Source organism: Erwinia endophytica (genome assembly GCF_009295515.1).
In the GTDB taxonomy this organism is placed as follows: Bacteria; Pseudomonadota; Gammaproteobacteria; order Enterobacterales; family Enterobacteriaceae; genus Erwinia; species Erwinia endophytica.
Genome location: NZ_RQVV01000054.1, coordinates 32,658 through 58,208 on the forward strand (window position 1 = coordinate 32,658; position 25,551 = coordinate 58,208).

Here is a 25,551-nt window from a genome sequence, read left to right on the forward strand (position 1 = left end):
GCTACAACGGTGCGAACAACGCGGCCAGGTCATCACGGCTGAACTGGCCCAGTTCACTCAACTCGTTTTGCAAAATACCGTCCGCCAGTTCAGCCTTTTGCTGTTGCAGTGCAACGATTTTCTCTTCAATGCTGCCAGCGGCAATCAGCTTATAGACAAAGACGGGCTTATCCTGCCCCAGACGATAAGCGCGATCTGTCGCCTGGTTCTCAACTGCCGGGTTCCACCAGGGATCGTAGTGAATGACGGTGTCCGCCGCCGTCAGGTTCAGGCCGACGCCGCCAGCTTTCAGGCTGATCAGGAATACCGGTACTTCGCCATTCTGAAAGCGTCTCACCGGTTCGTTACGATCTCGTGTACTGCCCGTCAGCATGACAAACGGAATGCGCACTTTCTGTAACTCTTCGGCAATCAGCGTCAGCATGCTGGTGAACTGAGAAAAGATCAGGATGTGGCGATCTTCGGTCAGCAGATTACTGAGCATTTCCCGCAGCAGCGCCAGCTTGGCTGAATGTTTCACCTTGAGCGCTTTGTCCGTTTTCACCAGTCGCGGATCGCAACAGATCTGCCGCAATTTCAGCAAGGCATCCAGCACCAGCAGATGACTGCGCCCGGCGCCCTGTTGCTCTACCGCCAGCCGTATACGATCCTGCATCGTGCTGCGCACGGCCTCGTACAGATCACGCTGGGCCCCCTCCAACTCGACTGAACGAATAATGGTATTTTTCGGTGGCAGTTCTTTTGCGACTTCCTGCTTACGCCGTCGCAGCATAAAGGGCCGTACGCGGTGGGCCAGTAGCTCACGACGGACACGGTCACCATTGCGTTCAATGGGAATACGCCAGTCCTGGGTGAACTGCTTCGCACTGCCCAGGAAACCAGGTAGCAGGAAGTCAAACTGCGACCACAGTTCGCCAAGATGGTTTTCCAGCGGTGTTCCCGTCAGACACAGACGGTGACAAGCTTGCAGGGAACGGATCACCGCCGCGGCGCGGGAAGCGCTGTTTTTGACGTACTGCGCCTCATCAAGGATCAGCAGATGATAGTGGTAACGCAGCAGGTGAGGCTGGTCGCGCCACAGCAGAGAATAAGTGGTCAGCACTACATCGTACTGACCGATGTGGTCGTAAAAATCTTTGCGCTGTGGCCCCGTCAACGCCAACACACTCAGATCAGGCGCAAACCGGTTCGCTTCCTGTGTCCAGTTGTAGACCAGCGTCGTCGGCACGACAATCAGCGCCGGACGATTAAGCCGTCCCCCTTCTTTCTCCAGTAACAGGTGAGCCAGGGTCTGGATAGTTTTTCCCAGCCCCATATCATCAGCCAGTACACCGGAGAGATCCTGCTCTCGCAGAAACTGCATCCAGTTCAGCCCCTGCTGCTGATAGTCTCGCAGTTGAGCCCGCAGGCCAACTGGCGGCTTGACCGGCAGGATCCCGGCTCCGGTACGCAGTCGCTCGGCAAGTTGGTAAACACCACTCTCCCCCTGAAACTGCCAACGCCCCGTATCACTTAATGCGGTCAGCCGCCCCGCCTCATAAGGCGCAATGCGCAGTGGTGCGATGGCGCTTTTCGCCAATACGTCGGCCAGATTCCCGACGATCGGCTTCAGACGATCAGCGGTGATATGCAACCGCTCATGACGATCACTACGCAGCTCAATCACTTCCTCATCTGGAATCGTCGCGAGATCACCTGACAACCAGCGTCGATCTTTCTGGAACAAACCCGCCAGCAACGGTTGCAAGCTGACCTGGCGACGACCGACGCTGACGTCCATCTCCAGGTTAAACCAGCCATCGTCGCCCTGTACCGCGCGACCATTGATATTCTCAATATCGGTAACATTCCAGGTAAAGTCGTCGTCCATGCTGACTTTCCAGCCACGTCTGCGTAACGTCGGCAACATCACGTGAATAAAATCGCGCCACTGAGTCGGCGATTCAGGCGCAAAGATAGCTGGCGGCAACGGTGCGGATGCCGGCGTGTAGATATGCCCGGAGGGAATCGTCTGCAAACCGGCGGCATGAATCTCTTGCAGCCAGTGCTCCTCATGCTCGCGTTGCCGTTCAATATGGAAAAGAGCGCCATGCTCATCGCTGAAGCACTCATCGCTACTGCCAGCCGCCACCCGAACACCTGCATAATCGAAATGGACGGCAGCGAAGTCAAGCCGCTTCTGGCGGTGCCCATAGCGACCAAAACCACTGACAAACTTCGCCCGGGATTCCAGCCGTAACAGGGGAACGGGTTCAGCAGAGATACTCGTCGCGGTTGACGCCTGCGGAGGGATTTGAGGCTGCTGGCGCAGATTCGCCAGCATCACCGCCGCCACGTGACGACAGTTATTTTTTACCGGACAGGTGCATTCCCCGCTGGCATACAACTGACCCTGCGGCAGGCTGAAATGCACCATCACCTGGAAAGGTTCCATTTTTCTTCCAGGAACTTCACCGGTTAACAGATTGTTTTGCCACTGAATGTTTTGCGCTTTATCGACCAACCCTTTCGCTCTGGCGACGGTGCGCGCACCAATCCAACGACTAACCTGTTTTTCATTGTATGTCACAGAAGGCATCAGACAGTATCCCGGGATGAGCAGAGCAAGGGCACAAGTGCTCCGCATAACAGGTAATGATATGAATTCCCAGGCTATGAATGCAACCATGCAACGCGGATTGATGGGCAAAAATATTACCCGCTCATTAACATTGACGCACAGGAGACGACCCGGCTTGAGCCTGGGGAATTTTATTCCCATCTAAGTGTTTAACTTTACGCCATCATTTTTCAATCTTTGTTCCACATCAAGAAAAACGCAGTTATACCAGGTAAAAAACACCATATATAGCGTCTGGTACGCCTATTATATCCTACATATAGTTTTATCAGTAGGAGTGCAGTGATGGTATCAATGGTGATTAAACGGGACGGCTGCAGGGTCGCCTTCGATGAAGCGCGTATTCTGGATGCAATTAAAGGCGCGGCCCGCGCGGCGGGGATAGAAGATGATGACTACTGCGCGCAGGTGACCAGCCAGATTTGCCAGCAGCTACAAATGCAGGATCGTGTCGACATCCACGATATTCAGAACACGGTAGAAAATGCACTGATGGCCGGACACTACCCTGAGCTGGCCCGCACCTATATCGAATATCGTCATGACCGGGATGTGGCACGTGAACTGCGCGGTAAGCTGAATCAAGCGATCCGTGGTTTAGTTGAGCAAACCAACCCGGCCTTGTTGCATGAGAACGCCAATAAAGACAGCAAGGTTATCCCGACTCAGCGCGATCTACTGGCCGGCATTGTCGCCAAACATTATGCCACGCAGCATATTTTACCGCGCGATGTGGTCATGGCGCATGAGCGTGGCGAAATCCATTATCACGATCTCGATTATTCCCCCTTCTTCCCCATGTTTAACTGCATGCTTATCGATCTGAAAGGCATGTTGACCCACGGTTTCAAGATGGGTAACGCAGAGATTGAACCGCCAAAATCAATCTCGACCGCCACCGCCGTCACCGCGCAGATTATTGCCCAGGTGGCCAGCCACATTTATGGCGGCACCACCATCAACCGCATAGATGAAGTACTGGCACCGTTTGTCGAAGCCAGTCTGGAAAAACATCGCCAGACTGCACAAAAATGGCACATTGCCGATGCGGAAGCCTACGCGCGCACCAGTACGGAAAAAGAGTGTTTTGATGCATTCCAGTCGCTGGAATATGAGGTCAATACACTGCACACCGCTAACGGACAGACCCCCTTCGTCACCTTTGGCTTTGGCCTGGGCACCAGTTGGTCAGCCCGCCTGATACAACAATCTATCCTGCATAACCGTATTGCCGGTCTGGGAAAAAATCATAAAACAGCCGTGTTCCCCAAACTGGTTTTCGCTATTAAAGAAGGGCTTAACCGCTCTCCTGCAGATTGCAACTATGATATTAAACAGCTGGCGCTGGAATGCGCCAGCAAGAGGATGTACCCCGATATCCTCAACTATGATCAGGTGGTCAAAGTGACCGGCTCGTTCAAGACGCCAATGGGTTGCCGTAGCTTCCTCGGGGTGTGGGAGGAGAACGGCCAGCAGGTGCACGAAGGTCGTAACAATATTGGGGTTATCAGTCTGAACCTGCCGCGTATCGCCCTGGAGGCCCGGGGAAATGAGGCGGCTTTCTGGGATCTGCTTGACCAGCGTCTGCTGCTGGCGAAGAAGGCGCTGATGACCCGCATCGCCAGGCTGGAAAATATCAAAGCCCGCGTGGCGCCCATTCTTTATATGGAAGGCGCCTGTGGCGTACGACTGAACGCGGACGACAACGTGGCGGAAATCTTCAGACATGGTCGCGCGTCAATTTCGCTGGGGTATATCGGCATTCATGAAACGATTAATGCGCTGAGCGGCGGCAAAACACATCTGTATGACGATGAGCAACTCCGAGAAAAAGCGCTGGCGATTGTCCGGCGTCTGCGCCAGGCGGTGGACCAGTGGAAGGACGAGACCGGTTATGGCTTCAGCCTGTACAGTACGCCGAGCGAAAATCTCTGTGACCGTTTTTGCCGTCTGGATACCGCAGAGTTTGGCATCGTCAGCGGCGTCACGGACAAAGGCTATTACACCAACAGCTTCCACCTCGACGTCGAGAAGAAGGTCAACCCGTTTGATAAAATTGACTTCGAAGCAGCTTACCCTCCCCTCGCGAACGGCGGCTTCATCTGTTACGGCGAATACCCTAATATCCAGCACAATCTGAAAGCGCTGGAGGATGTCTGGGATTACAGCTATAGCCGCGTGCCTTATTACGGTACTAACACCCCGATTGATGAGTGCTATGAGTGCGGTTTTACCGGTGAATTCACCTGTACCAGCAAAGGGTTTACCTGTCCCAAATGTGGTAACCACGATCCGTCACGGGTTTCCGTTACTCGTCGGGTATGTGGCTACCTGGGCAGCCCGGATGCTCGTCCGTTTAATGCCGGGAAGCAGGAAGAGGTGAAACGCCGCGTCAAACATATGGCGAGCGGACAATTGGGATGAATATCCACCAGTATTACCCGGTCGACATTGTTAACGGACCGGGAACCCGCTGCACATTATTTGTAGCTGGCTGCGAACACCAGTGCGTCGGGTGTTATAACAAAAGCACCTGGCGACTCAATTCCGGTTACCCTTTCACGGTACAGCTGGAGGAGCAGTTGATCGCCGATCTCAACGATCGGCGTATTCCCCGACAGGGACTGTCGCTGTCGGGGGGAGACCCGTTGCATCCGGCCAATGTGGCGGATGTACTTCGACTGGTTAAGCGCGTACGCCATGACTGTATCAGTAAGGATATCTGGTTGTGGACCGGTTACCGGCTGGAGGAACTGAGTACGCAGCAACAGCGCGTTGTCGACCTGATCAATGTATTGGTCGACGGCAAGTTTGAGCAGTCGTTGAGCGACCCAATGCTCCCCTGGCGGGGCAGCAGCAACCAGGTGATCCATTATTTACGTTAGAGGTCAGCCGCTTATTCTTCCCGTCGCCAGTGCCGTTTTTTACCGAATCCCAGCGTATTGTCAGTCATCTTCAGCTCCTCTAACTGAATTTCCCATAGCGGAGCCGAAACTTTTATCGCGACCGGGAAACGTTTCACATAAGCCTCGCGGGCCTGCTCCTGCTCTTCTCCCTCCAGTCGTCTGATCCTGCCTGAATACTGTACCCCTTTAATCAACAACACCGTCTTTGGCTGACCACTGACAGTACCGGCGACTTGTGGATCGCTGGCGAACAGAGCGCCATGCCGGGTGTCCTGTTCGGTCATTATCCAGAAGACCCGCTTTTGTGGATTAAAGATATAAAAACAGTTGGCGCACCAGACCGGTTTCCCGGCACAAACCGAAAGGACATGCTGCTTTTGCAGATAGTGCGAGATGGCATCAAATGATTGAGAATCGGACATGAGAACTCCCTGGGAAAAAACGTGTTTACCCTGTTTTCCGCCAGTTTAACAAAATGAGAATCGTTAATGGCTGCCAGAGTGGTAGAATTGCAGGGTAACGTTTAGAAAGCCAACCCGACCAGGCATAATTGATGAATAACGCTACAACGACGCCCTGGCGTCTTTACATTTTGCGCACTGCCAGTGGTGTGCTCTATACCGGCATTACCAACGATGTGGCACGACGCTTCGCCCAACATCAAGCCGGAAAAGGCGCCAAAGCGCTGCGCGGCAAAGGTCCACTGGAGTTATTATTTCACTGTGAGGCCGGTGACCGTTCCAGCGCATCAAAACTGGAATATCAGGTAAAGAAACTGAAACGTCAGGACAAGATCAGGCTGGTTGCCCACCAGCCCGTCTCGCTCAGTCTGTGGCTCAGCGCCATTAAGAACGGTTAAACGGTGTTGAATACTCGATGTTGCCTTCCACCCCAACCAATGCCTCGTCTGCCAATTTATAGACCTGAAATGTGGCTTCCGTTTCCGGCCTGTGACAGCGAAGCTGATGACGGGATGCCGGTTCGAAGCCATAGCGGCCAAAAAATGCAGGATCGCCCAGCACCACTACGGCGGCGTAGCCAAATTCATTCAGCGTATCCAGCCCTTCATAAATCAGCTGTTTGCCCAGCCCCTGACCACGGACGCTCTCATCCACAGCCAGTGGCGCCAGGCCGACCCACTGTTTATCTTCACCATTTAGCGTTACAGGGCTGAATGCCGCGTAGCCCAAAACCTGACCTTCATCATCAGTGGCGACCACACCCAGTGTCAGTAAACCGTCTTCACGCAATTGTTGCACCAGCTCAGCTTCTGCTGAACTTGCAAAACAACGGCGGAGTAAACTGTCTATGCTGGGGGCATCCACCCCGATTTCAGTCCGAATTAACATGATACACCTGCGCGATCCTATGGGGAGTCGCGTCCTCACTCAGTCCTGCCTCAACAAAGTCAGCCAGTTGCATGAGTGCGAAACGCAACGGCGCTGGCATAAATTCAAGCTCAATAGCATCCATCAGATTCTTCACTTCAAGTCCCAGTTCCGTATCACCCTCAATCACCAGGCGTCGCTGGAAAAACAAGGTATCAGGATCCAACCTACGGGCAGCAATCAGCAACAAATCGTTAGCATCGCCACGGAACCAGACATCCACGTCGGTACGAGAATCCACCCGTAACTTATCCTGGTCTGCCGTCATGGACCAGCACACACCCAGATCACGAACCTCAATACCCAACCAACGTCCTTGCAAAAAGTCTAACTCTCCCTCAACCAATGCATGATGAAATTGCCAGGAGAGCAATTGCTCAAGGAACTTTTTTTTGAGTATAAAAGGAGAAAACTGTAGGGGGAAACGCAGAATTTGCGGACCTTTTCGCACTAATTGCGAGCGTAATGGACTCAACACTATTCTGACTCCTCTGTAAGTTAAATAAATTTCGTCTATCTTGCCATAATTGACAAGACGTATCAGATAGTTAGATCAACAAAGTCTGCAAAACCGGCCAGGTTTACCCACCTGTTCACCCATCATCAATACGCCATTAACTGCCTTAAATCAAAAATTGTCATCGTATCTATGACTACACTTATTAGTCCCTCTGTTTATTCGGAATCTCATTTTATGGAACTGCTTTGTCCTGCAGGCAATCTGCCAGCGCTGAAGGCGGCAATCGAAAATGGTGCAGATGCGGTTTATATCGGCCTGAAAGATGACACTAACGCTCGTCATTTCGCCGGACTGAATTTTACCGAAAAACGCCTGGAAGAAGCGGCCCGTTACGTTCATCAGCATAGACGTAAACTGCATGTTGCGATCAATACTTTTGCTCATCCACATGGCTATCAACGCTGGGAGCGGGCAGTAGATATGGCTGCGGCAGCCGGCGTGGATGCGCTAATTCTGGCCGATATTGCGATGCTGGATTACGCGGCGAATCGCCATCCACATATCGAGCGCCACGTCTCGGTGCAAGCATCCGCAACCAATGCTGAAGCCGTAAAATTTTATCAACGCAACTTTGATGTCGCCCGTGTGGTATTACCCCGCGTGTTATCGATCCATCAGGTACGCCAACTTTCTCGCGCCACCTCCGTGCAACTGGAGGTCTTTGCTTTTGGTAGTCTGTGCATTATGGCTGAAGGGCGTTGCTATCTCTCTTCTTACCTGACGGGGGAATCACCCAATACGGTTGGTGCCTGTTCACCTGCCCGTTATGTACGCTGGCAGCAAACGCCAAATGGGCTGGAGTCACGGCTAAATGAAGTGCTGATTGACCGCTATGGCATGCATGAAAATGCTGGCTATCCCACGCTGTGCAAGGGCCGTTATAAAGTTGAAGAACAACGCTACCACGCGCTGGAGGAACCCACCAGCCTGAACACACTGGAATTGCTGCCCGAACTGCTGGCGGCAAATATTGCCTCGGTAAAAATTGAAGGTCGCCAGCGTAGCCCGGCTTATGTTGGTCAGGTCGCCCGTATCTGGCGTCAGGCCCTTGATCATTGTATGGCCAACCCTGGCGATTTTTTGGCCCAACAGCGTTGGATGACCGCTCTGAGCGCCTTGAGCGAAGGGACACAAACCACGCTGGGCGCATACCACCGTGAATGGCAGTAAGGGGATCCAATGAAATATTCATTAGGTCCGGTACTCTGGTACTGGCCAAAAGAGACATTGCAGGAATTTTATCAGGCTGCAGCCAACAGCCCCGCTGATATCATCTATCTCGGCGAAGCCGTCTGTAGCAAGCGCCGCGCCACAAAAGTCGCAGACTGGATAGTGATGGGAAAAGATCTGGCCAACGCAGGAAAGCAGGTCGTGCTGAGCACCCTGGCGCTGGTACAGTCCCCCTCCGAACTGACTGAGCTTAAACGTTATGTTGATAACGGCGAGTTTCTGATTGAAGCCAATGACATGGGTACCGTCAATATGGCGGCCGAAGCAGGATTGCCGTTCATCGCCGGTCACGCACTAAATTGCTACAATGCTGTAACACTGAAAATACTGCTGAAAATGGGTATGGTGCGTTGGTGTATGCCGGTGGAGTTGTCGCGCGACTGGCTGTCTCATCTGCTGACCCAGTGTGATGAACTGAAAATTCGCGGACACTTTGAGGTTGAGGTCTTCGGCTACGGCCATCTACCACTGGCCCTTTCGGCTCGTTGCTTTAGCGCCAGGGCAGAAAACCGCGGCAAGGATGACTGCCGTACTTGTTGCATTGACTATCCACAGGGTAGAAGTCTGCGCTCACAAGAGGACCAGCACGTTTTCGTGCTCAACGGCATCCAGACCATGAGCGGCTATTGCTACAATCTGGGGAATGATTTGATGTCCATGACGGGGCTGGTCGATATTGTTCGTTTCTCGCCCCAGGGAACAGAAACCCTGTCACTGATTGATGCCTTCCGCAATAACGAAATGGGCAAAGCCCCCCTTCCCCTTCTCGCGCATCACCAATGTAACGGTTATTGGCGGCAGGTCGCCGGACTGGAACTGGTTAACTGAGGCAAACGCCACGCGCGCTACACACCAGCGCGCGTTTCCATTGAGAAAAAAGAAATCCCAAAAGTGCTGTAAACTGCCAATCCTGCTAACCCGTTATCGCTTAGGCTATGACGTTGTACTGGTGCTTCGTCCTCCGAACAAGTGAGCGATTATGTCTGATAAAAAAAATGTCCCGCTGTCAGTCCTCGATTTGGCCCCTATTCCACAGGGCGCGAACGCACGTGATGCTTTCCACGCTTCGCTGGCCCTTGCACAGCAGTCTGAAAAACTCGGTTTTAATCGCTACTGGCTGGCGGAACACCACAATATGACCGGGATTGCCAGTGCGGCGACCTCGGTACTGATCGGTTATCTGGCGGCGAATACGAGCACCCTGCGTCTCGGTTCCGGCGGCGTGATGTTGCCGAACCACTCCCCGTTGGTGATTGCGGAGCAATACGGCACACTGGAGTCGCTTTATCCGGGACGCATTGATCTGGGATTGGGCCGCGCACCAGGCTCAGATCAACGCACGATGCTCGCATTACGCCGCCATATGAGCGGGCATATCGACAATTTCCCGTCTGATGTTGAAGAGTTAATCGCATGGTTTGACGCTGAAGCCGGATCACAACCTGCGGTGCAACCCGTACCGGGACTGGGACTGAAAATCCCCGTCTGGCTGCTCGGATCCAGTCTTTACAGTGCGCAGCTTGCCGCACAGCTGGGCCTGCCGTTTGCTTTCGCCTCGCACTTCGCACCGGATATGCTTTTCCAGGCTCTGCATCTGTACCGGGAAAACTTCAAGCCATCGGCACGGCTGGAAAGGCCGCATGCGATGGTCTGCATCAATGTAGTGGCCGCAGACAGCGAGCGAGAAGCCAGATTCCTGTTCACCTCGATACAACAACAATTTGTTAACCTTCGACGCGGTAAGCCGGGTCCATTACCCGCCCCGGTGGGAAATATGGACGATCTGTGGTCCTCTTCAGAACAGTATGGCGTGCAGCAAGCACTGAGCATGTCGCTGGTGGGGGATCAGGATAAGGTGCGTCACGGTCTGGCCTCGCTGATCCGAGAAACCCAGGCTGATGAAATTATGGTGAATGGACAGATCTTCGACCCACAGGCGCGCTTACACTCTTTTGCTCTGACGATGGCCGCGCACCAGTCGCTTCAGGCATAAACAATGCTTCTCCTGCTCCTGTTTCAGCCATGCCGCTCCTGTTTCAGCCATGCCGAATGATGGCTCAACATCGTCCGTTAATGCCGTTATAAAGTGAAAACCCCACCTTGCTGGTCACAAGGCGGGGTCTGGTGTCGGACAATGCCCATTACCTTAATAATGGGCATTCACTACGCGGTACAATTGACTATCAGGCATCACGACGGCGGGGTGAGGCATTGCCGGCGTCTTCACGGCGCGGACCACGGTTACCACCATCACGGCTGAAACCACCACTGCGACGTTCACCACCACGATCATTGCTGAAACGACGAGCACCTTCACTACGGCCACCACCAAAACCACCACGACCAGCTCCAGCGCCACCACCGCGGCGCTCACCGCCACGATCGTTGCCACGCGGCTGAGGCTGGGCATCGCCTATCAGTTGCATATTCATCGGTTTGTTCAGAATACGCGTGCGGGTGAAATGCTGCAGAATATCACCCGGCATGCCTTTGGGCAGTTCAATGGTGGAATGAGTACCAAACAGTTTGATGTTACCGATGTAACGGCTGCTGATATCACCTTCGTTAGCAATCGCCCCCACGATATGGCGCACTTCAACGCCATCATCGCGCCCGACTTCAATGCGGTAAACTTCCATATCGCCAACATCACGACGTTCACGACGCGGACGATCGCCATCACGACTTTCACGAGAACCACGACGATCATCACGCTCTTTGAACTCGCGACGTGGGCGTGGCGCCGGATCGGCTGGGACAATCAGCGGACGTTCGCCCTGAGCCATTTTCAGTAATGCCGCGGCCAGGGTTTCCATATCCATCTCTTCTTCCGGCTGCATTTTGCTCAGCAGTGCACGATACTGGTCCAAATCGCTGCTTTCCAGTTGCTGTTGAACTTTAGCTGCAAACTTGGCCAGACGACGCTGCCCCAGGAGTTCTGCATTGGGCAGTTCAACTTCAGGAATAGTCAACTTCATCGTACGTTCAATGTTACGCAGCAGACGGCGCTCACGGTTCTCAACGAACAACAGCGCACGACCGGCACGACCAGCACGACCAGTACGGCCAATACGGTGAACGTAAGATTCCGCATCCATAGGAATATCGAAGTTAACTACCAGGCTGATGCGCTCAACATCCAGGCCACGAGCCGCAACGTCAGTAGCGATCAGGATATCCAGTCGACCATCTTTCAGACGCTCCAGTGTTTGCTCACGCAAAGCCTGGTTCATATCACCGTTCAGTGCAGCACTGTTGTAACCATTGCGCTCCAGCGCTTCAGCCACTTCCAGAGTCGCATTTTTGGTACGGACGAAGATAATCGCCGCATCAAAATCTTCCACTTCCAGGAAACGCACCAGTGCATCGGTCTTACGGCCATAAGCCGTCCAGTAGCTCTGGCTGATGTCAGGGCGCGTGGTCAGGCTTGACTGAATACGCACTTCCCGTGGATCTTTCATGAAACGTTTAGTAATGCGACGAATCGCTTCCGGCATTGTTGCAGAGAACAGAGCCGTCTGATGGCCTTCCGGGATCTGCGCCATGATGGTTTCAACGTCTTCGATGAAGCCCATACGCAGCATTTCATCCGCTTCATCCAGCACCAAACCGCGCAGATTAGACAGATCTAATGTGCCGCGTTTCAGGTGGTCAAGCAGACGACCCGGCGTCCCCACCACAACCTGTGGCCCCTGACGCAGTGCACGTAGTTGGACGTCATAACGCTGGCCGCCGTAGAGGGCCACCACGTTAAGGCCGCGCATATGTTTAGAGAATTCAGTTACGGCTTCAGCAACCTGAACCGCCAACTCACGGGTTGGTGCCAACACCAGAATCTGAGGTGCTTTCAGGTTGCTATCAATGTTATTCAGCAGTGGCAGCGAGAACGCTGCGGTTTTACCGCTCCCGGTCTGTGCCATACCCAGCACGTCACGGCCTGCCAGCAGGTGAGGAATACACTCAGCCTGGATCGGAGAAGGCTTGACATAGCCCATGCCGTTAAGTGATTCGAGGATAGCTTCATTCAGACCAAGCTCAGCAAAAGTAGTTTCAATATCAGTCATGTAGTACACGTGCCTCTTAGATTGCGGCGGCCAGTCTACATAACTCATCGTGAAAACATTCAGTTATTTTCATCAAAAAGTGTGAACCGGCTCAAATTAGTGGTTTCGACGAACAAAAAAGCCCTCATCCGCTAAGATGATGACAATCCGAGAATTCAGGCAATAAAAGTTCGTCAGCTATTGCTGGTCAGATTCTGATAAATCGTCTTGTGCCTGGCCGAGTCGCGCCAGCTCCAACAATGCATATCGGTGCTCAACAAAGTTGTGTACATTGTTAGCAACCGTCAGCTTGAACAACGCTTCTGCGTTGCCCTTCTCCCCCAGACTTAGGTAATGCTTACCTAAATAGAAGTTGGTTTCACTGAGATGTTCAGCGAGCGAGGTATTATCCGTTGCGTCTGCCTTAAGACGGTCCATCAGTGTGCTTTCGCTGATGTTGCCCAGGTAGAACTCGACAATATTCCATCCCCATTGGTCTCTGACCGCTTTGTTATAACGCTGTTGTAGCGCTACTTCAGCCTTATCGGCGTTCATCTCTCGTTCATCGAGATACAGCCACAAGCTACGGAAAGGATCGTTAGGATCGTCTTGATAAAACGCCAGCAGATCATCTTGCGCTAATTTAAACCTTCCGCCGTAATACAAAGCGATACCACGGTTTAAATGCGCATAATTGTAAGTTGGATCAAGCTCAAGTACAGAATCGAACGCTTCATAGGCAGCATCAAAATTTCCTGCCTGCGTTAAATATATGCCTAAGTAATTGAATACTTCAGGCATATCCGGTCTGATAGACAGCGCTTGTGAAAAATCATTCCGCGCCAGTGCTCTCAAACCTAAACTATCATACAACACTCCGCGCTCATATAACAGCTGAGCGCGTTCATCATCGGTCAGAGCCCGACTGGCAAGAATTTGTTCCATACGCGCCAGGATGACTTCCTGTTGCAACGTCGGCTGTAGCGGAACAGCCAGAATCTCGTTCTTACGCCAATCAGAGTTGCTGCATCCTGCCAGCGATATAGCTGTCGCAACGAAACACCAGCGCAAAAAAGGCTTCATTTCCCACTCCCGAATACAAACAATAGGATGATAATCCGTTCATCCGCCTGCCGTGCACAAGGTGTCGTCCTGCCCTCGCGATGAAACAGCCCTCCATGCTTCTTGCTCATTGAGGGCTTAATGGCCTGACTTATTCTGCTTCTGAATGAGGTGCAGGTGCAGAAGGTGCAGCTGCTACTTCAGGCTCTGCAGCCTGTTCGATCGCTTCTTTAATGCTCAGGCGCACACGGCCCTGACGATCAACTTCCAGCACCTTGACCGGTACTTCCTGGTTCATTTGCAGATAATCGGTCACTTTCTCTACGCGCTTGTCAGCGATTTGAGAAATATGCACCAGACCTTCTTTACCACCACCGATTGCCACGAAGGCACCAAAGTCAACGATGCGGGTCACTTTACCATTGTAGATACGGCCCACTTCGATTTCTGCGGTGATCTCTTCGATACGACGGATAGCATATTTTGCCTTATCGCCATCAGTCGCCGCAATTTTCACCGTACCATCATCTTCGATTTCGATGGTAGTGCCGGTTTCTTCGGTTAGCGCACGAATAACAGAACCACCTTTACCAATAACATCTTTGATTTTATCCGGACTGATCTTGATGGTGTGAATGCGCGGGGCGAATTCAGAGATATCACCACGCGGCGTACTGATAGCCTGTTCCATCACGCCAAGAATGTGCAAACGCGCCCCTTTAGCTTGATTCAGCGCCACCTGCATGATTTCACGGGTGATACCTTCAATTTTAATGTCCATCTGCAGCGCGGTGATACCTTCACGGCTGCCGGCTACTTTAAAGTCCATATCGCCCAGATGATCTTCGTCACCCAAAATGTCTGACAGCACCACAAAGTTGTCACCCTCTTTCACCAGGCCCATCGCAATACCCGCGACAGCCGCTTTAATGGGTACACCCGCATCCATCAGCGCCAGAGACGCGCCGCAAACAGAAGCCATGGAAGAGGAACCATTAGATTCGGTGATTTCAGACACCACGCGCACGGTATAAGGGAAGACGTCTGCTTTCGGCATTACGGCCAGCACACCACGCTTCGCCAAACGACCGTGGCCAATCTCACGACGCTTAGGCGAGCCCACCATACCAGTCTCACCAACTGAGTATGGAGGGAAGTTATAATGGAACAGGAAGCTATCAGTGCGTTCGCCCATCAGCTCGTCCAGACTCTGTGCATCACGAGCCGTACCCAACGTAGCGGTAACCAACGCCTGAGTTTCACCACGGGTAAACAATGCGGAACCATGGGTACGAGGGAGAACGCCAGTACGCACGTCCAGGCCACGGATCATGTCTTTCTCACGACCATCGATACGCGGCTCGCCACGCAGAATGCGGCTACGCACCACATTTTTTTCCAACGCGTGCAGGATATCGCTGATTTCACCTTCATCCAGACTTTCGTCTTCAGCCAACAATGCTGCTATCGTCTCAGACTTGATGACATCAACCTGAGCATAACGCTCTTGCTTCTCGGTGATGCGATAAGCATCGCTCAGGCGGGATTCAGCCAGCGCGGAAATACGCGAGTGTAATGCTTCGTTGACAGCTTCTGGCTGCCAGTCCCAGCGCGGTTTACCCGCTTCGGCCACCAACGCATTGATATTGTCGATAACGATCTGCTGCTGCTCGTGACCGAAGACCACTGCGCCCAGCATCTGATCTTCGCTCAGCAACTCAGCTTCTGATTCCACCATCAGCACCGCGCCCTGAGTCCCCGCAACAACCAGATCCAGCTTACTCTCTTTCAGTTCATCGGCCGTTGGGTTCAGGACGTATTGATCGTTGATGTACCCTACACGAGCAGCGCCAATAGGACCATTGAACGGCAACCCCGACAGGCTCAGAGCCGCGGAGGCACCGATCATTGCCACAATATCAGGATTGACTTGCGGGTTAACAGAAACCACGGTAGCGATAATCTGGACTTCGTTAACAAAACCTTCCGGGAACAATGGACGAATTGGACGGTCAATCAGCCGCGAAATGAGCGTTTCGCCCTCGCTTGGGCGCCCTTCGCGACGGAAAAAACTCCCCGGAATACGACCAGCAGCATAGGTACGCTCCTGATAGTTAACTGTCAGCGGAAAAAAGTCCTGACCTGATTTGGATTTTTTCTGACCAACAACGGTAACAAACACGGCTGTGTCGTCCATGCTAACCATTACGGCTGCCGTTGCCTGGCGAGCCATCATACCGGTCTCAAAGGTAACGGTATGCTGACCATATTGGAATTTTCTTACGATCGGGTTCAGCAAAATTTTGTCCTTAACGTCATGGCAAGGCACTGACCCTGCCGTGGATTTTAAATCCTCATCTGCATCCTCGCGACTAATGACAACCCTTAATCCCCTCCCCGGGACAAAGCCTCTCATTAGCCGCGCGAATCTCTGCAAGTGAAGATCACACTCAGCAACAATACAATAATTTAACCTGAATTGCTGCCGCCTGGCTGAAAAAAGGGGCCGTAAAGGCCCCTTTTTAACGAAACTCGCACGAATCTACGCATATTCTCCGCTTTTCATCTCAAAATACACGGAAAAGACGGACAGATTCTGAAGACTTAGCGACGCAGACCTAAACGTTCGATCAGGCTGGTGTAACGTGCAACGTCTTTACGTTTCAGGTAATCCAGCAGCTTACGACGCTGGGAAACCATACGCAGCAGACCGCGACGGCTGTGGTGGTCTTTTTTATGCTCAGAGAAGTGCCCCTGCAGATGGTTAATCTGAGCGGTCAACAGAGCAACCTGAACTTCGGTAGAACCACTGTCGTTCGCGTCACGACCGTAATCAGCAACGATCTGCGCTTTAGTTTCAACACTTAGAGACATGATACAACTCCAAATTTTAAGATAATAAATAGACAGGGTGCCGATCTCTAATTCAGCGACCCAACAGGTAAAGCCGCGCCATTCTACCCTTAGCCGGGGGCTTTCGCAAATGGCCCGGCGGAATATTCTACAACCAGACGGCGAGGGGCAACCCGGCCATCCTCAGCAATCTCAGCCATACCGATAAACTTGCGATCAGGGCCTTCGGTGACCCGTACCAGACCCTCAGCAGGCACGCAACTGGCCTGCACTGGCTGGCCTTGCTTGAAGTAAACTGCAACCGCGTTTGACAGATTCACTTCTGGCCAGGCCGCCGCCGGGCTGTCTATAGGCATCAATAACGGGTCGAGTAAATCCGCCGGTGAGCGATTACTGCTCAGCGCTTGTTCATTTAGTGCGACAAGTTGCTCAAGAGTGACCATGCTGGCGACAGGATAGGTGGCAACCTGCAAACGACGCAGATAAATCACGTGGGCGCCACAACCAAGCCGCTCCCCCAGATCATCCGTGATAGTACGAATGTAGGTACCTTTTGAACAGTGGATTTCCAGCTCAAGTTCGTTACCTTCCCAACGAATAAACTTCAGCTCATAAACCACGATACTGCGCGCTTCTCGCGGCACCTCGATCCCTTCTCGAGCATATTCATACAGCTTACGTCCCTGGTACTTGAGCGCCGAATACATCGACGGCACCTGTTGGATCTCTCCACGAAAGCTATCGAGGGCGAGGTCAAGCTGCTCCTGAGTGAAGTTAATCGGACGCTCGCTAATGATCTGACCATCGGCATCAGAAGTATCAGTCCGTTGCCCAAGGCGGGCAATCACACGATAACGCTTATCGGAGTCCAGCAGATACTGGGAAAACTTGGTGGCTTCCCCGAGACAAATCGGCAGCATACCGGTCGCCAGAGGATCGAGCGCGCCAGTGTGGCCTGCGCGATTCGCAGTGAACAACCGTTTTACCTTCTGCAATGCATCGTTAGAAGACAACCCTTGTGGTTTATCCAGCAGCAGCACACCATGGACATCGCGTCCGCGACGGCGAGGACGGCTCATCAGTCTTCCTTATCATCTTCCACTGGACCACGACGCGCAGCGTCATTTCTGACCACGTTAGTGACAAGGTTAGACATGCGCATCCCTTCCACCAACGAGTTATCGTAGAAGAACGTCAGCTCAGGCACGATACGCAGGCGCATTGCTTTGCCCAGCAACGTACGGATATAGCCAGAGGCGTCCCCCAACGCACGCAGACCCGCTTTAATCGCGTCTTCGTCTTTATCGTTAAGAAAGGTGACAAATACTTTGGCATAGGCCAGATCGCGTGAGACCTCAACGCCGGACACGGTAACCATCATGCCCAAACGGGGATCTTTTATCTCACGCTGTAAAATAATCGCGATCTCTTTCTGCAATTCCTGGGAGACGCGCTGCGGGCGACCAAATTCTTTCGCCATAATAATTCTCCAAATAAAGGCGGTCTCCCACCATTAATGGTGAGACCGTCATAGTATCAATAGTTAGTAAGACAGAAGGTGCAGTGCATCGCTATGGATGAGCAAGCCTGACAACACAGAGAGCGGACTATTGATGCGCGACCCGAAGGGCTGGGGCCTAATTATGTTGCAACTGCGTTACTCTCCATTCGTTTGGATAACCAAACTTCATGGCTCGCGCCTTGCCATAATTCGACCTCCATCGGTCTTTGTGCACAATGGCAGGATACAGCCGATGGGAGGCACTACGGCCTCCCATAACAGGTCACTTTCTCAGACGGCTATTAAGCGATAGTACGTTGGATTTCAATAATCTCGAACACTTCGATCATATCGCCAACACGCACATCGTTGTAGTTCTTCACGCCAATACCACATTCCATACCGTTACGAACTTCGTTGACGTCATCCTTGAAGCGACGCAGAGATTCCAGCTCGCCTTCATAGATAACCACATTGTCACGCAGTACGCGGATCGGGTTGTGACGTTTTATGTTACCTTCCGTCACCATACAGCCTGCAATAGCACCAAATTTCGGTGATTTGAATACATCACGAACTTCAGCCAGGCCAGTGATCTGATGCTTATACTCAGGCGCCAGCATGCCGCTCATGGCCTGCTTAACTTCATCAATCAGATTATAGATGACCGAGTAATAACGCAGATCCAGGTTTTCGGAATCAATCACTCGACGGGCAGAAGCATCGGCACGCACATTGAAACCAACCAAAATGGCGTTAGAGGCCGCAGCCAGCGTTGCGTCGGTTTCTGTGATCCCCCCCACGCCGGAACCGACAATTTTGACTTTCACTTCATCGGTGGACAACTTCATCAGAGAGTCAGAAATCGCTTCGGCTGAACCCTGCACGTCAGCTTTCAGCACGATGTTCAATTCGGAAACTTCGCCTTCGGTCATGTTCGCGAACATGTTTTCCAGCTTAGATTTCTGCTGACGAGCCAGCTTAACTTCACGGAATTTACCCTGACGATACAGTGCAACTTCACGCGCTTTCTTCTCGTCACGAACAACCGTCGCTTCATCACCCGCCGCTGGCACACCTGACAGACCGAGGATTTCCACCGGAATTGAAGGGCCGGCTTGCAGCACTTCATGTCCCAGTTCATCACGCATCGCTCGGACTCGTCCGTACTCGAAGCCACACAGCACGATGTCGCCTTTATTCAGGGTACCTTCGCGCACCAGTACCGTCGCAACCGGACCACGACCTTTATCCAGGAATGATTCGATGACCACGCCGCTAGCCATCCCTTGACGAACAGCCGTCAACTCCAAAACTTCAGCTTGCAGCAAAATGGCGTTCAACAGATCATCAATCCCGGTGCCCGCTTTAGCCGAGACATTAACAAACATGTTCTCGCCACCCCACTCTTCCGGAACGATTCCGTACTGAGTGAGTTCATTTTTAACGCGTTCCGGATCCGCTTCCGGCTTATCGATCTTGTTCACAGCAACCACAACCGGCACTTTCGCCGCTTTAGCATGCTGGATAGCCTCGATAGTCTGCGGCATTACGCCGTCATCTGCGGCCACAACCAGAATAACAATGTCCGTTGCCTGAGCACCACGAGCACGCATCGCGGTAAACGCGGCGTGTCCCGGGGTATCAAGGAACGTCACCATACCGTTATCGGTTTCAACGTGGTATGCGCCAATGTGCTGAGTAATACCGCCCGCCTCGCCAGAAGCGACTTTGGTGGAACGAATGTAATCCAGCAAGGACGTTTTACCATGGTCAACGTGCCCCATGATGGTCACAACCGGCGCACGAGATTCCATTGCCGCATCGGTATCACGATCACTCATTACCGCTTCTTCCAGCTCGTTCTCGCGGCGCAGAATGACTTTGTGCCCCATTTCTTCCGCAACCAGTTGGGCCGTTTCCTGATCGATTACCTGATTGATGGTCGCCATAGCGCCCATTTTCATCATGACTTTGATGACCTGGGAACCTTTAACCGCCATTTTGTTAGCGAGTTCCGCGACAGTGATAGTTTCACCGATGATCACGTCACGGTTAACAACCTGTGCCGGCTTGTTGAAGCCCTGCTGTAGGGTACTTGGTTTACGCTTGCCGCCTTTTCCGCCACGGAATTGCGCACGCGCTTCTTCGCGATCGGTTTTCGCCTCAGAATGCTTGTTGCCTTTCTTACGCTGCGCAGCTTTAGCCGGACGAGCGGCACGGTTACGACGATCGCCTTCAACCTGCGCGTCGTTTTCGTCTTCAGCCGCACGGGCATGAGTAGAGGTGGTGACATGGTAGTCGGAAGCGTCATCCACTTCCTTCTCCGCTTCAGCCCACTCTGAACCTTTCTCTTCCGCCATCTTACGTGCTTCTTCCGCTACACGCTTCGCTTCTTCTTCGATCTTGCGACGCGCTTCTTCTTCAGCTTTACGCTTCAGCTCTGCGGCTTCGGCTTCACGGCGGGCTTTATCGGATTGAGTTGCCCGGGTCATTTCGTCGGTATGTTGATTGCTCACTTTGTCTTTTTCCGCTGCTTCACGTTTGGCTTTATCAGCTGCCTCACGTTTAGCCAGCTCTCCGGCTTCACGCTTCGCTTTCTCTTGAGCTTCGCGCTGGGCTTTTTCTTCAGCCTCGCGACGAGCCAGTTCTTCCGCTTCACGCTGTGCCTGCTCTTCTGCTTCGGCCTGTTCAGCCTCTGCAGGATCGCCTTTTACATAGGTGCGTTTTTTGCGGACTTCAATTTGCACCGATTTACTTTTACCCCCGGTGCCAGGAATATTCAAGGTACTGCGCGTTTTACGCTGCAGAGTCAGTTTACCAGAACCGCCGTTTTGATCACGGTTCAAATGGGTAAGGAGCGTTTCTTTTTCCTGCTGGGTCACAGAGTCAGTCGCAGACTTGCGGATCCCTGCATCAGCAAATTGCTGTACCAGGCGTTCTACCGGGGTCTGAATCTCTGCGGCCAGCGATTTTATGGTTACATCTGTCATGCTGTTCCTTCCTGCTACAGTTTATTACGCGTCATCGCCGAACCAACAGATATTTCGAGCGGCCATAATCAGCTCACCAGCCTGTTCATCGTTCAGGCCCTCAATATCTGACAGATCGTCAACACCCTGCTCGGCAAGATCTTCCAGCGTACACACGCCAATCGCAGCCAGCTTAAATGCCAGTTCACGATCCAGACCTTCCAGATTCAGCAAATCTTCCGCCGGCTGGTTATCGCCTTGATTCTCTGCTTTTTCCAGAGCAAGGGTGGTTAACGCATTTTTCGCACGATTGCGCAGCGCTTCTACTGTCTCTTCATCAAGACCGTCAATTTCCAGTAACTCATTGATAGGAACATAAGCCAGTTCTTCCAGTGAAGAGAAACCCTCTTCGACCAGTACGGTGGCAAAGTCTTCATCAATATCGAGATGTCGGGTAAAGACGTCGATGGCAGCATGGGCTTCAGCCTGGTGTTTAGCCTGCAGATCGTCGACCGTCATGACGTTCAATTCCCAGCCGCTCAGTTGCGAAGCCAGACGCACGTTTTGACCATTACGACCAATAGCCTGGGCCAGATTCCCAGCTTCAACAGCGATATCCATGGTGTGATTATCTTCATCCACCACAATAGAAGCGACATCCGCCGGTGCCATTGCATTGATCACGAACTGCGCTGGATTATCATCCCACAATACGATATCAATACGTTCGCCACCCAGCTCACTGGATACCGCCTGAACACGCGCGCCACGCATACCTACACAAGCGCCGACCGGGTCGATACGTTTGTCGTTAGTCTTCACCGCGATCTTGGCCCGCGAGCCAGGGTCACGCGCGGCAGCTTTAATTTCAATCACTTCTTCGCCGATTTCCGGCACTTCAATGCGGAACAGTTCGATCAGCATTTCCGGTCGGGAACGGCTGACAAACAATTGAGCACCGCGTGCTTCAGGACGAACGGCGTACAAAACACCACGGATACGGTCACCCGGGCGGAAGTTTTCGCGCGGCAACATGTCTTCACGAATGATGACAGCTTCAGCGTTGTTACCTAAATCCAGAGAAATGTTATCGCGGTTCACTTTCTTAACCACGCCAGTGATTATCTCACCTTCCTGCTCACGGAACTGATCAACCACCATCGCACGTTCAGCTTCGCGCACTTTCTGCACGATAACCTGCTTGGCCGTCTGCGTGGTAATACGGTCAAAAGTCACCGACTCAATCTGGTCTTCAACATAGTCACCCAGATTCAGCGATTCATCCTCAAAACGTGCGGCATCCAGCGTAATTTCACGCGTTGGCATTGTCACTTCATCAACGATGAGCCAACGGCGGAATGTATCAAAATCACCGCTCTTACGGTCAATGCTGACTCGTACGTCGATTTCCTGCTCATACTTTTTCTTGGTAGCCGTTGCCAGCGCACTCTCCAGCGCCTCAAAAATCTTCTCGCGTGGGAGGGATTTCTCGTTAGATACGGCCTCGACTACAGCTAAGATTTCTTTGTTCATCCTGGTATGCCTCAATCCGGACTTTTAAAAGTGGGGAACCAGGTTCGCCTTCTGGATGTTGCTCAGCGCGAACACTTCGTCGTTACCCTCAACGGCAACGGTGATCATCTCACCATCTAAAGACTTAATGATTCCCTGCCATTTACGGCGGTTCTGTACGGCCATACGCAGCACCAGACTCACTTCTTCACCGACAAATCGCGCGTAATGCGCCGCGGTAAAGAGCGGGCGCTCAAGGCCTGGTGAGGAAACTTCAAGGTTATAAGCAACGGCGATGGGATCTTCAACATCCAACACCGCACTTACCTGGTGGCTGACATCAGCGCAATCGTCAACAGTGATGCCATTTTCACTATCAATATAGATGCGCAACGTAGATGTGCGACTGCGTACAAACTCGATACCAACCAGTTCGTAGCCTAGCGCTTCTACCGGTGCTGAAATCAGCTCTGTTAATTTTTGCTCTAATGTGGACAAGCCCACCCCCAAGACATAAAAAAAGGGCTTAATCGCCCAGTATGCTGTTTCCTGATAACAAAAAACCCCGAAAATTCGGGGCTTTATGCGACTGGACCCTGTACGCCATAAATGGCGGTTCGGCACAATCCAAAAGAATTCTTTTCAAAATCTGCTGAGAATGCGCCATTAACGCCTACAGTATATTTGAAAAATAACTCTAAGGGAAAGTGGTTGCGGGGGCCGGATTTGAACCGACGACCTTCGGGTTATGAGCCCGACGAGCTACCAGGCTGCTCCACCCCGCGTCCGAAAACGTGGCAAACACTACGCCTATCTTGCAGAAAATGCAAGCAAAACTAAGATTTGGTACCGAGGACGGGACTTGAACCCGTAAGCCCATGCGGGCACTACCACCTCAAGGTAGCGTGTCTACCAATTCCACCACCACGGCACTAAAGATTGCGACTTTTTACAACTTACTGCGGGATATCATTGCCCGGCGCAGCGGGTTTAGCTGGCTGGCTCTGCTGTTGCGTTTGCGCAGGCTGAGTCAGATTTTCCCACTTGCTTCCTTTCTGGGTCTTGTTGCTGTTAAAGTTGCCGAGGATCAGACTGATGATGAAGAACAATGTCGCCAACACTGCAGTCATACGGGTCATAAAGTTACCTGAACCGTTAGAACCAAACAATGTGGCTGAAGAGCCAGCACCAAATGACGCGCCCATATCAGCGCCTTTACCTTGCTGCAGCATGATCAGGCCGACAAGGCCAACCGCCACAATAAGGAAAACAACTAAAAGAGCTTCGTACATATTCAACCTGTTCCTTGCGCGATAACCGCATATCAAAAACTTCGAACCCATCAGGATAGATAACGTCGCCACTACCCTACCCATCAGAAGCGGGTGTGAATACTAACCAAAGCAGCCTGTCCACGCAAGGGCAATTTTTCACCCCACCGCTGATTGCGGAAAAAAACGGCAAAAGCGACAATGCAGCAAGAAAAATAGCCGATAAAGCAAGCAGAACAACTTGTTACCGGCCTCCTTCTGTACACACCCCACACACCACTGTCAGAGGCCCACGACAGGCAAAAGAAAATGCCCTTCAATTCCGCTACCCGTCATGCTTAAACAGCTTTAACAGCATCGGCAATCCGGTGTGCCAGTAACGTCACCTGCTCTTCGCTCTCACCTTCCACCATCACACGAATCAGTGGTTCAGTACCCGATTTACGTAAGAGCACACGACCACGGTCATGCAGTTCCTTTTCAACTTCCGCCATGATCGCTTTCACCTGCTCATCTGCCAAAGGATCCGTCTCTCCTCTGAAACGGACATTAACCAGGATTTGCGGCAACAGTTTCATACCACTGCACAGATCATGCAGACTCATGTGATTGCGAACCATCGCAGTAAGCACCTGCAAACCTGCAACGATACCGTCACCCGTGGTGGTCTTGTCCAGCAAGATGACATGTCCTGAATTCTCCGCCCCCAGACGCCAGCCTTTTTCCTGCAACTTCTCCAACACGTAGCGATCGCCCACTTTAGCACGAGCAAAAGGAATGCCCAGCTCTTTGAGAGCCAGTTCCAGCCCCATATTGCTCATTAGTGTTCCCACCACGCCACCGCGTAACTGCCCCTGGCGCAAACCTTCGCGGGCGATGATATAGAGGATCTGGTCACCATCTACTTTACGCCCAAGATGGTCCACCATCATGATTCGGTCACCGTCACCGTCGTAAGCCAGACCAATGTCAGCTTTCTCTGCCAGCACACGCGCCTGTAGTTGACGAATATCCGTTGCACCGCATTCTTTGTTGATATTCATGCCATCTGGCTGCACGCCGAGCGTGATGACTGTCGCCCCCAGTTCTCGCAGAACATTCGGCGCAATGTGATAAGTCGCGCCGTTGGCACAGTCCACCACGATTTTTAAACCATTCAGACTCAGTTCACTTGGAAACGTGCCTTTGCAGAATTCAATATAGCGACCGGCAGCATCAACGATGCGACTGGCGCGGCCCAGTTCGGCGGATTCCACACAGGTAATCGGCTTATTCATCTCAGCTTCAATGGCCTCTTCTACTTCATCCGGCAGTTTGGTGCCTTCAATAGAGAAGAATTTAATGCCATTGTCATCGAACGGGTTATGTGAGGCGGAGATGACAATTCCAGCCTCAGCCCGGAAGGTTCGGGTCAGATAAGCAATGGCTGGCGTCGGCATCGGACCGGTAAAAGCGGCAGACAGGCCTGCTGCTGCCAGCCCAGCCTCCAGTGCAGATTCCAACATGTAACCGGAAATGCGCGTATCCTTACCAATAATAATTTTCTTTGAGCCGTTTCTCGCCAGTACCTTACCCGCAGCCCAGCCCAGTTTCAGCACGAAATCAGGGGTAATTGGCGATTCACCGACTTTGCCACGGATGCCATCGGTACCAAAATACTTACGGTTGCTCAT

The 25,551-nt window shown here is 52.4% G+C and carries 21 protein-coding genes, 2 tRNA genes and 1 pseudogene; 6 read left to right on the top strand and 18 right to left on the bottom strand.

What is annotated here, in order from left to right:
• Position 1: 1 nt before the first annotated feature.
• The gene (locus tag EH228_RS16645) at positions 2–2,578 is read right to left on the bottom strand and encodes a DEAD/DEAH box helicase (protein WP_152322741.1); all 2,577 of its coding nucleotides are present in this window, start codon (positions 2,576–2,578) and stop codon (positions 2–4) included.
• 327 nt (positions 2,579–2,905) lie between these two features.
• On the opposite strand from EH228_RS16645, the gene nrdD reads away from it, so the two are divergent.
• A complete protein-coding gene (gene nrdD / locus EH228_RS16650; RefSeq protein ID WP_152322742.1) occupies positions 2,906–5,044 on the top strand; it encodes an anaerobic ribonucleoside-triphosphate reductase in 2,139 nt (712 codons plus the stop codon).
• Positions 5,041–5,505 carry an anaerobic ribonucleoside-triphosphate reductase-activating protein gene (nrdG, locus tag EH228_RS16655; protein ID WP_152322743.1) on the top strand — a complete coding sequence of 155 codons (465 nt, stop codon included), beginning with the start codon at positions 5,041–5,043 and terminating at the stop codon, positions 5,503–5,505. Before nrdD ends, nrdG begins: the two co-directional genes overlap by 4 nt.
• 11 nt (positions 5,506–5,516) lie before the next feature.
• Here the strand turns inward: nrdG and EH228_RS16660 are convergent, their stop codons facing one another.
• The gene (locus tag EH228_RS16660) at positions 5,517–5,948 is read right to left on the bottom strand and encodes a YhbP family protein (protein WP_152322744.1); all 432 of its coding nucleotides are present in this window, start codon (positions 5,946–5,948) and stop codon (positions 5,517–5,519) included.
• Positions 5,949–6,079: 131 nt separating this feature from the next.
• Between EH228_RS16660 and EH228_RS16665 the strand changes: the two genes are divergently transcribed.
• Positions 6,080–6,385, top strand: coding sequence for a GIY-YIG nuclease family protein (locus EH228_RS16665; protein ID WP_152322745.1), 306 nt, complete (start codon positions 6,080–6,082; stop codon positions 6,383–6,385).
• Here EH228_RS16665 and EH228_RS16670 read toward each other — a convergent pair.
• Positions 6,372–6,875, bottom strand: coding sequence for a GNAT family N-acetyltransferase (locus EH228_RS16670; RefSeq protein WP_152322746.1), 504 nt, complete (start codon positions 6,873–6,875; stop codon positions 6,372–6,374). The two genes, EH228_RS16665 and EH228_RS16670, sit on opposite strands and share 14 nt — an antisense overlap.
• Positions 6,869–7,392, bottom strand: a pseudogene (gene ubiT / locus EH228_RS16675) (ubiquinone anaerobic biosynthesis accessory factor UbiT). Before ubiT ends, EH228_RS16670 begins: the two are co-directional and overlap by 7 nt.
• 216 nt (positions 7,393–7,608) lie before the next feature.
• Here ubiT and ubiU point away from each other — a divergent pair.
• The 3 genes from ubiU to EH228_RS16690 all read left to right on the top strand — a co-directional run bounded on the left by ubiU (position 7,609) and on the right by EH228_RS16690 (position 10,657).
• Positions 7,609–8,604: a ubiquinone anaerobic biosynthesis protein UbiU gene (ubiU, locus tag EH228_RS16680; RefSeq protein WP_152322748.1), complete on the top strand. Its 996-nt coding sequence runs from the start codon at positions 7,609–7,611 to the stop codon at positions 8,602–8,604.
• Positions 8,605–8,613: 9 nt separating this feature from the next.
• Complete coding sequence (locus EH228_RS16685; RefSeq protein ID WP_152322749.1) at positions 8,614–9,492, top strand: U32 family peptidase; 879 nt, start codon at positions 8,614–8,616, stop codon at positions 9,490–9,492.
• A gap of 151 nt (positions 9,493–9,643) precedes the next feature.
• Positions 9,644–10,657, top strand: coding sequence for a luciferase-like monooxygenase (locus tag EH228_RS16690; RefSeq protein WP_152322750.1), 1,014 nt, complete (start codon positions 9,644–9,646; stop codon positions 10,655–10,657).
• Between the two features lie 190 nt (positions 10,658–10,847).
• Here EH228_RS16690 and EH228_RS16695 read toward each other — a convergent pair whose 3' ends face one another.
• The 14 genes from EH228_RS16695 to glmM all read right to left on the bottom strand — a co-directional run bounded on the left by EH228_RS16695 (position 10,848) and on the right by glmM (position 25,551).
• Entirely contained in the window at positions 10,848–12,728 is a 1,881-nt protein-coding gene (locus tag EH228_RS16695) for a DEAD/DEAH family ATP-dependent RNA helicase (RefSeq protein ID WP_152322751.1), read from the bottom strand.
• A 16-nt stretch (positions 12,729–12,744) separates the two neighbouring features.
• Positions 12,745–12,801, bottom strand: a complete 57-nt coding sequence (gene yrbN / locus EH228_RS20885) for a protein YrbN (RefSeq protein ID WP_151038654.1) — start codon at positions 12,799–12,801, stop codon at positions 12,745–12,747.
• 104 nt (positions 12,802–12,905) lie between these two features.
• Entirely contained in the window at positions 12,906–13,790 is an 885-nt protein-coding gene (gene nlpI / locus EH228_RS16705; RefSeq protein WP_152322752.1) for a lipoprotein NlpI, read from the bottom strand.
• A 130-nt stretch (positions 13,791–13,920) separates the two neighbouring features.
• A complete protein-coding gene (pnp, locus tag EH228_RS16710; RefSeq protein ID WP_152322753.1) occupies positions 13,921–16,068 on the bottom strand; it encodes a polyribonucleotide nucleotidyltransferase in 2,148 nt (715 codons plus the stop codon).
• A gap of 305 nt (positions 16,069–16,373) precedes the next feature.
• Positions 16,374–16,643 (bottom strand): 30S ribosomal protein S15, encoded by a 270-nt coding sequence (gene rpsO / locus EH228_RS16715; protein WP_024966694.1) that lies wholly within the window; start codon positions 16,641–16,643, stop codon positions 16,374–16,376.
• Positions 16,644–16,732: 89 nt separating this feature from the next.
• Entirely contained in the window at positions 16,733–17,701 is a 969-nt protein-coding gene (gene truB / locus EH228_RS16720; protein ID WP_152322754.1) for a tRNA pseudouridine(55) synthase TruB, read from the bottom strand.
• On the bottom strand, positions 17,701–18,102 hold the full coding sequence (gene rbfA / locus EH228_RS16725) for a 30S ribosome-binding factor RbfA (protein ID WP_152322755.1): 402 nt from the start codon (positions 18,100–18,102) through the stop codon (positions 17,701–17,703). Before rbfA ends, truB begins: the two co-directional genes overlap by 1 nt.
• A 323-nt stretch (positions 18,103–18,425) precedes the next feature.
• A complete protein-coding gene (gene infB, locus EH228_RS16730; protein WP_152322756.1) occupies positions 18,426–21,116 on the bottom strand; it encodes a translation initiation factor IF-2 in 2,691 nt (896 codons plus the stop codon).
• Positions 21,117–21,140: 24 nt separating this feature from the next.
• Positions 21,141–22,628 carry a transcription termination factor NusA gene (gene nusA / locus EH228_RS16735; protein WP_152322757.1) on the bottom strand — a complete coding sequence of 496 codons (1,488 nt, stop codon included), beginning with the start codon at positions 22,626–22,628 and terminating at the stop codon, positions 21,141–21,143.
• A 24-nt stretch (positions 22,629–22,652) separates the two neighbouring features.
• Positions 22,653–23,105: a ribosome maturation factor RimP gene (gene rimP / locus EH228_RS16740; protein WP_152322758.1), complete on the bottom strand. Its 453-nt coding sequence runs from the start codon at positions 23,103–23,105 to the stop codon at positions 22,653–22,655.
• Positions 23,106–23,315: 210 nt separating this feature from the next.
• Positions 23,316–23,392: transfer RNA gene (locus EH228_RS16745), tRNA-Met, on the bottom strand.
• A 59-nt stretch (positions 23,393–23,451) separates the two neighbouring features.
• A tRNA-Leu gene (locus EH228_RS16750) sits at positions 23,452–23,538 on the bottom strand.
• Between the two features lie 25 nt (positions 23,539–23,563).
• Positions 23,564–23,899, bottom strand: coding sequence for a preprotein translocase subunit SecG (gene secG, locus EH228_RS16755; RefSeq protein ID WP_152322759.1), 336 nt, complete (start codon positions 23,897–23,899; stop codon positions 23,564–23,566).
• Positions 23,900–24,216: 317 nt separating this feature from the next.
• Positions 24,217–25,551, bottom strand: a complete 1,335-nt coding sequence (gene glmM / locus EH228_RS16765; RefSeq protein WP_152322761.1) for a phosphoglucosamine mutase — start codon at positions 25,549–25,551, stop codon at positions 24,217–24,219.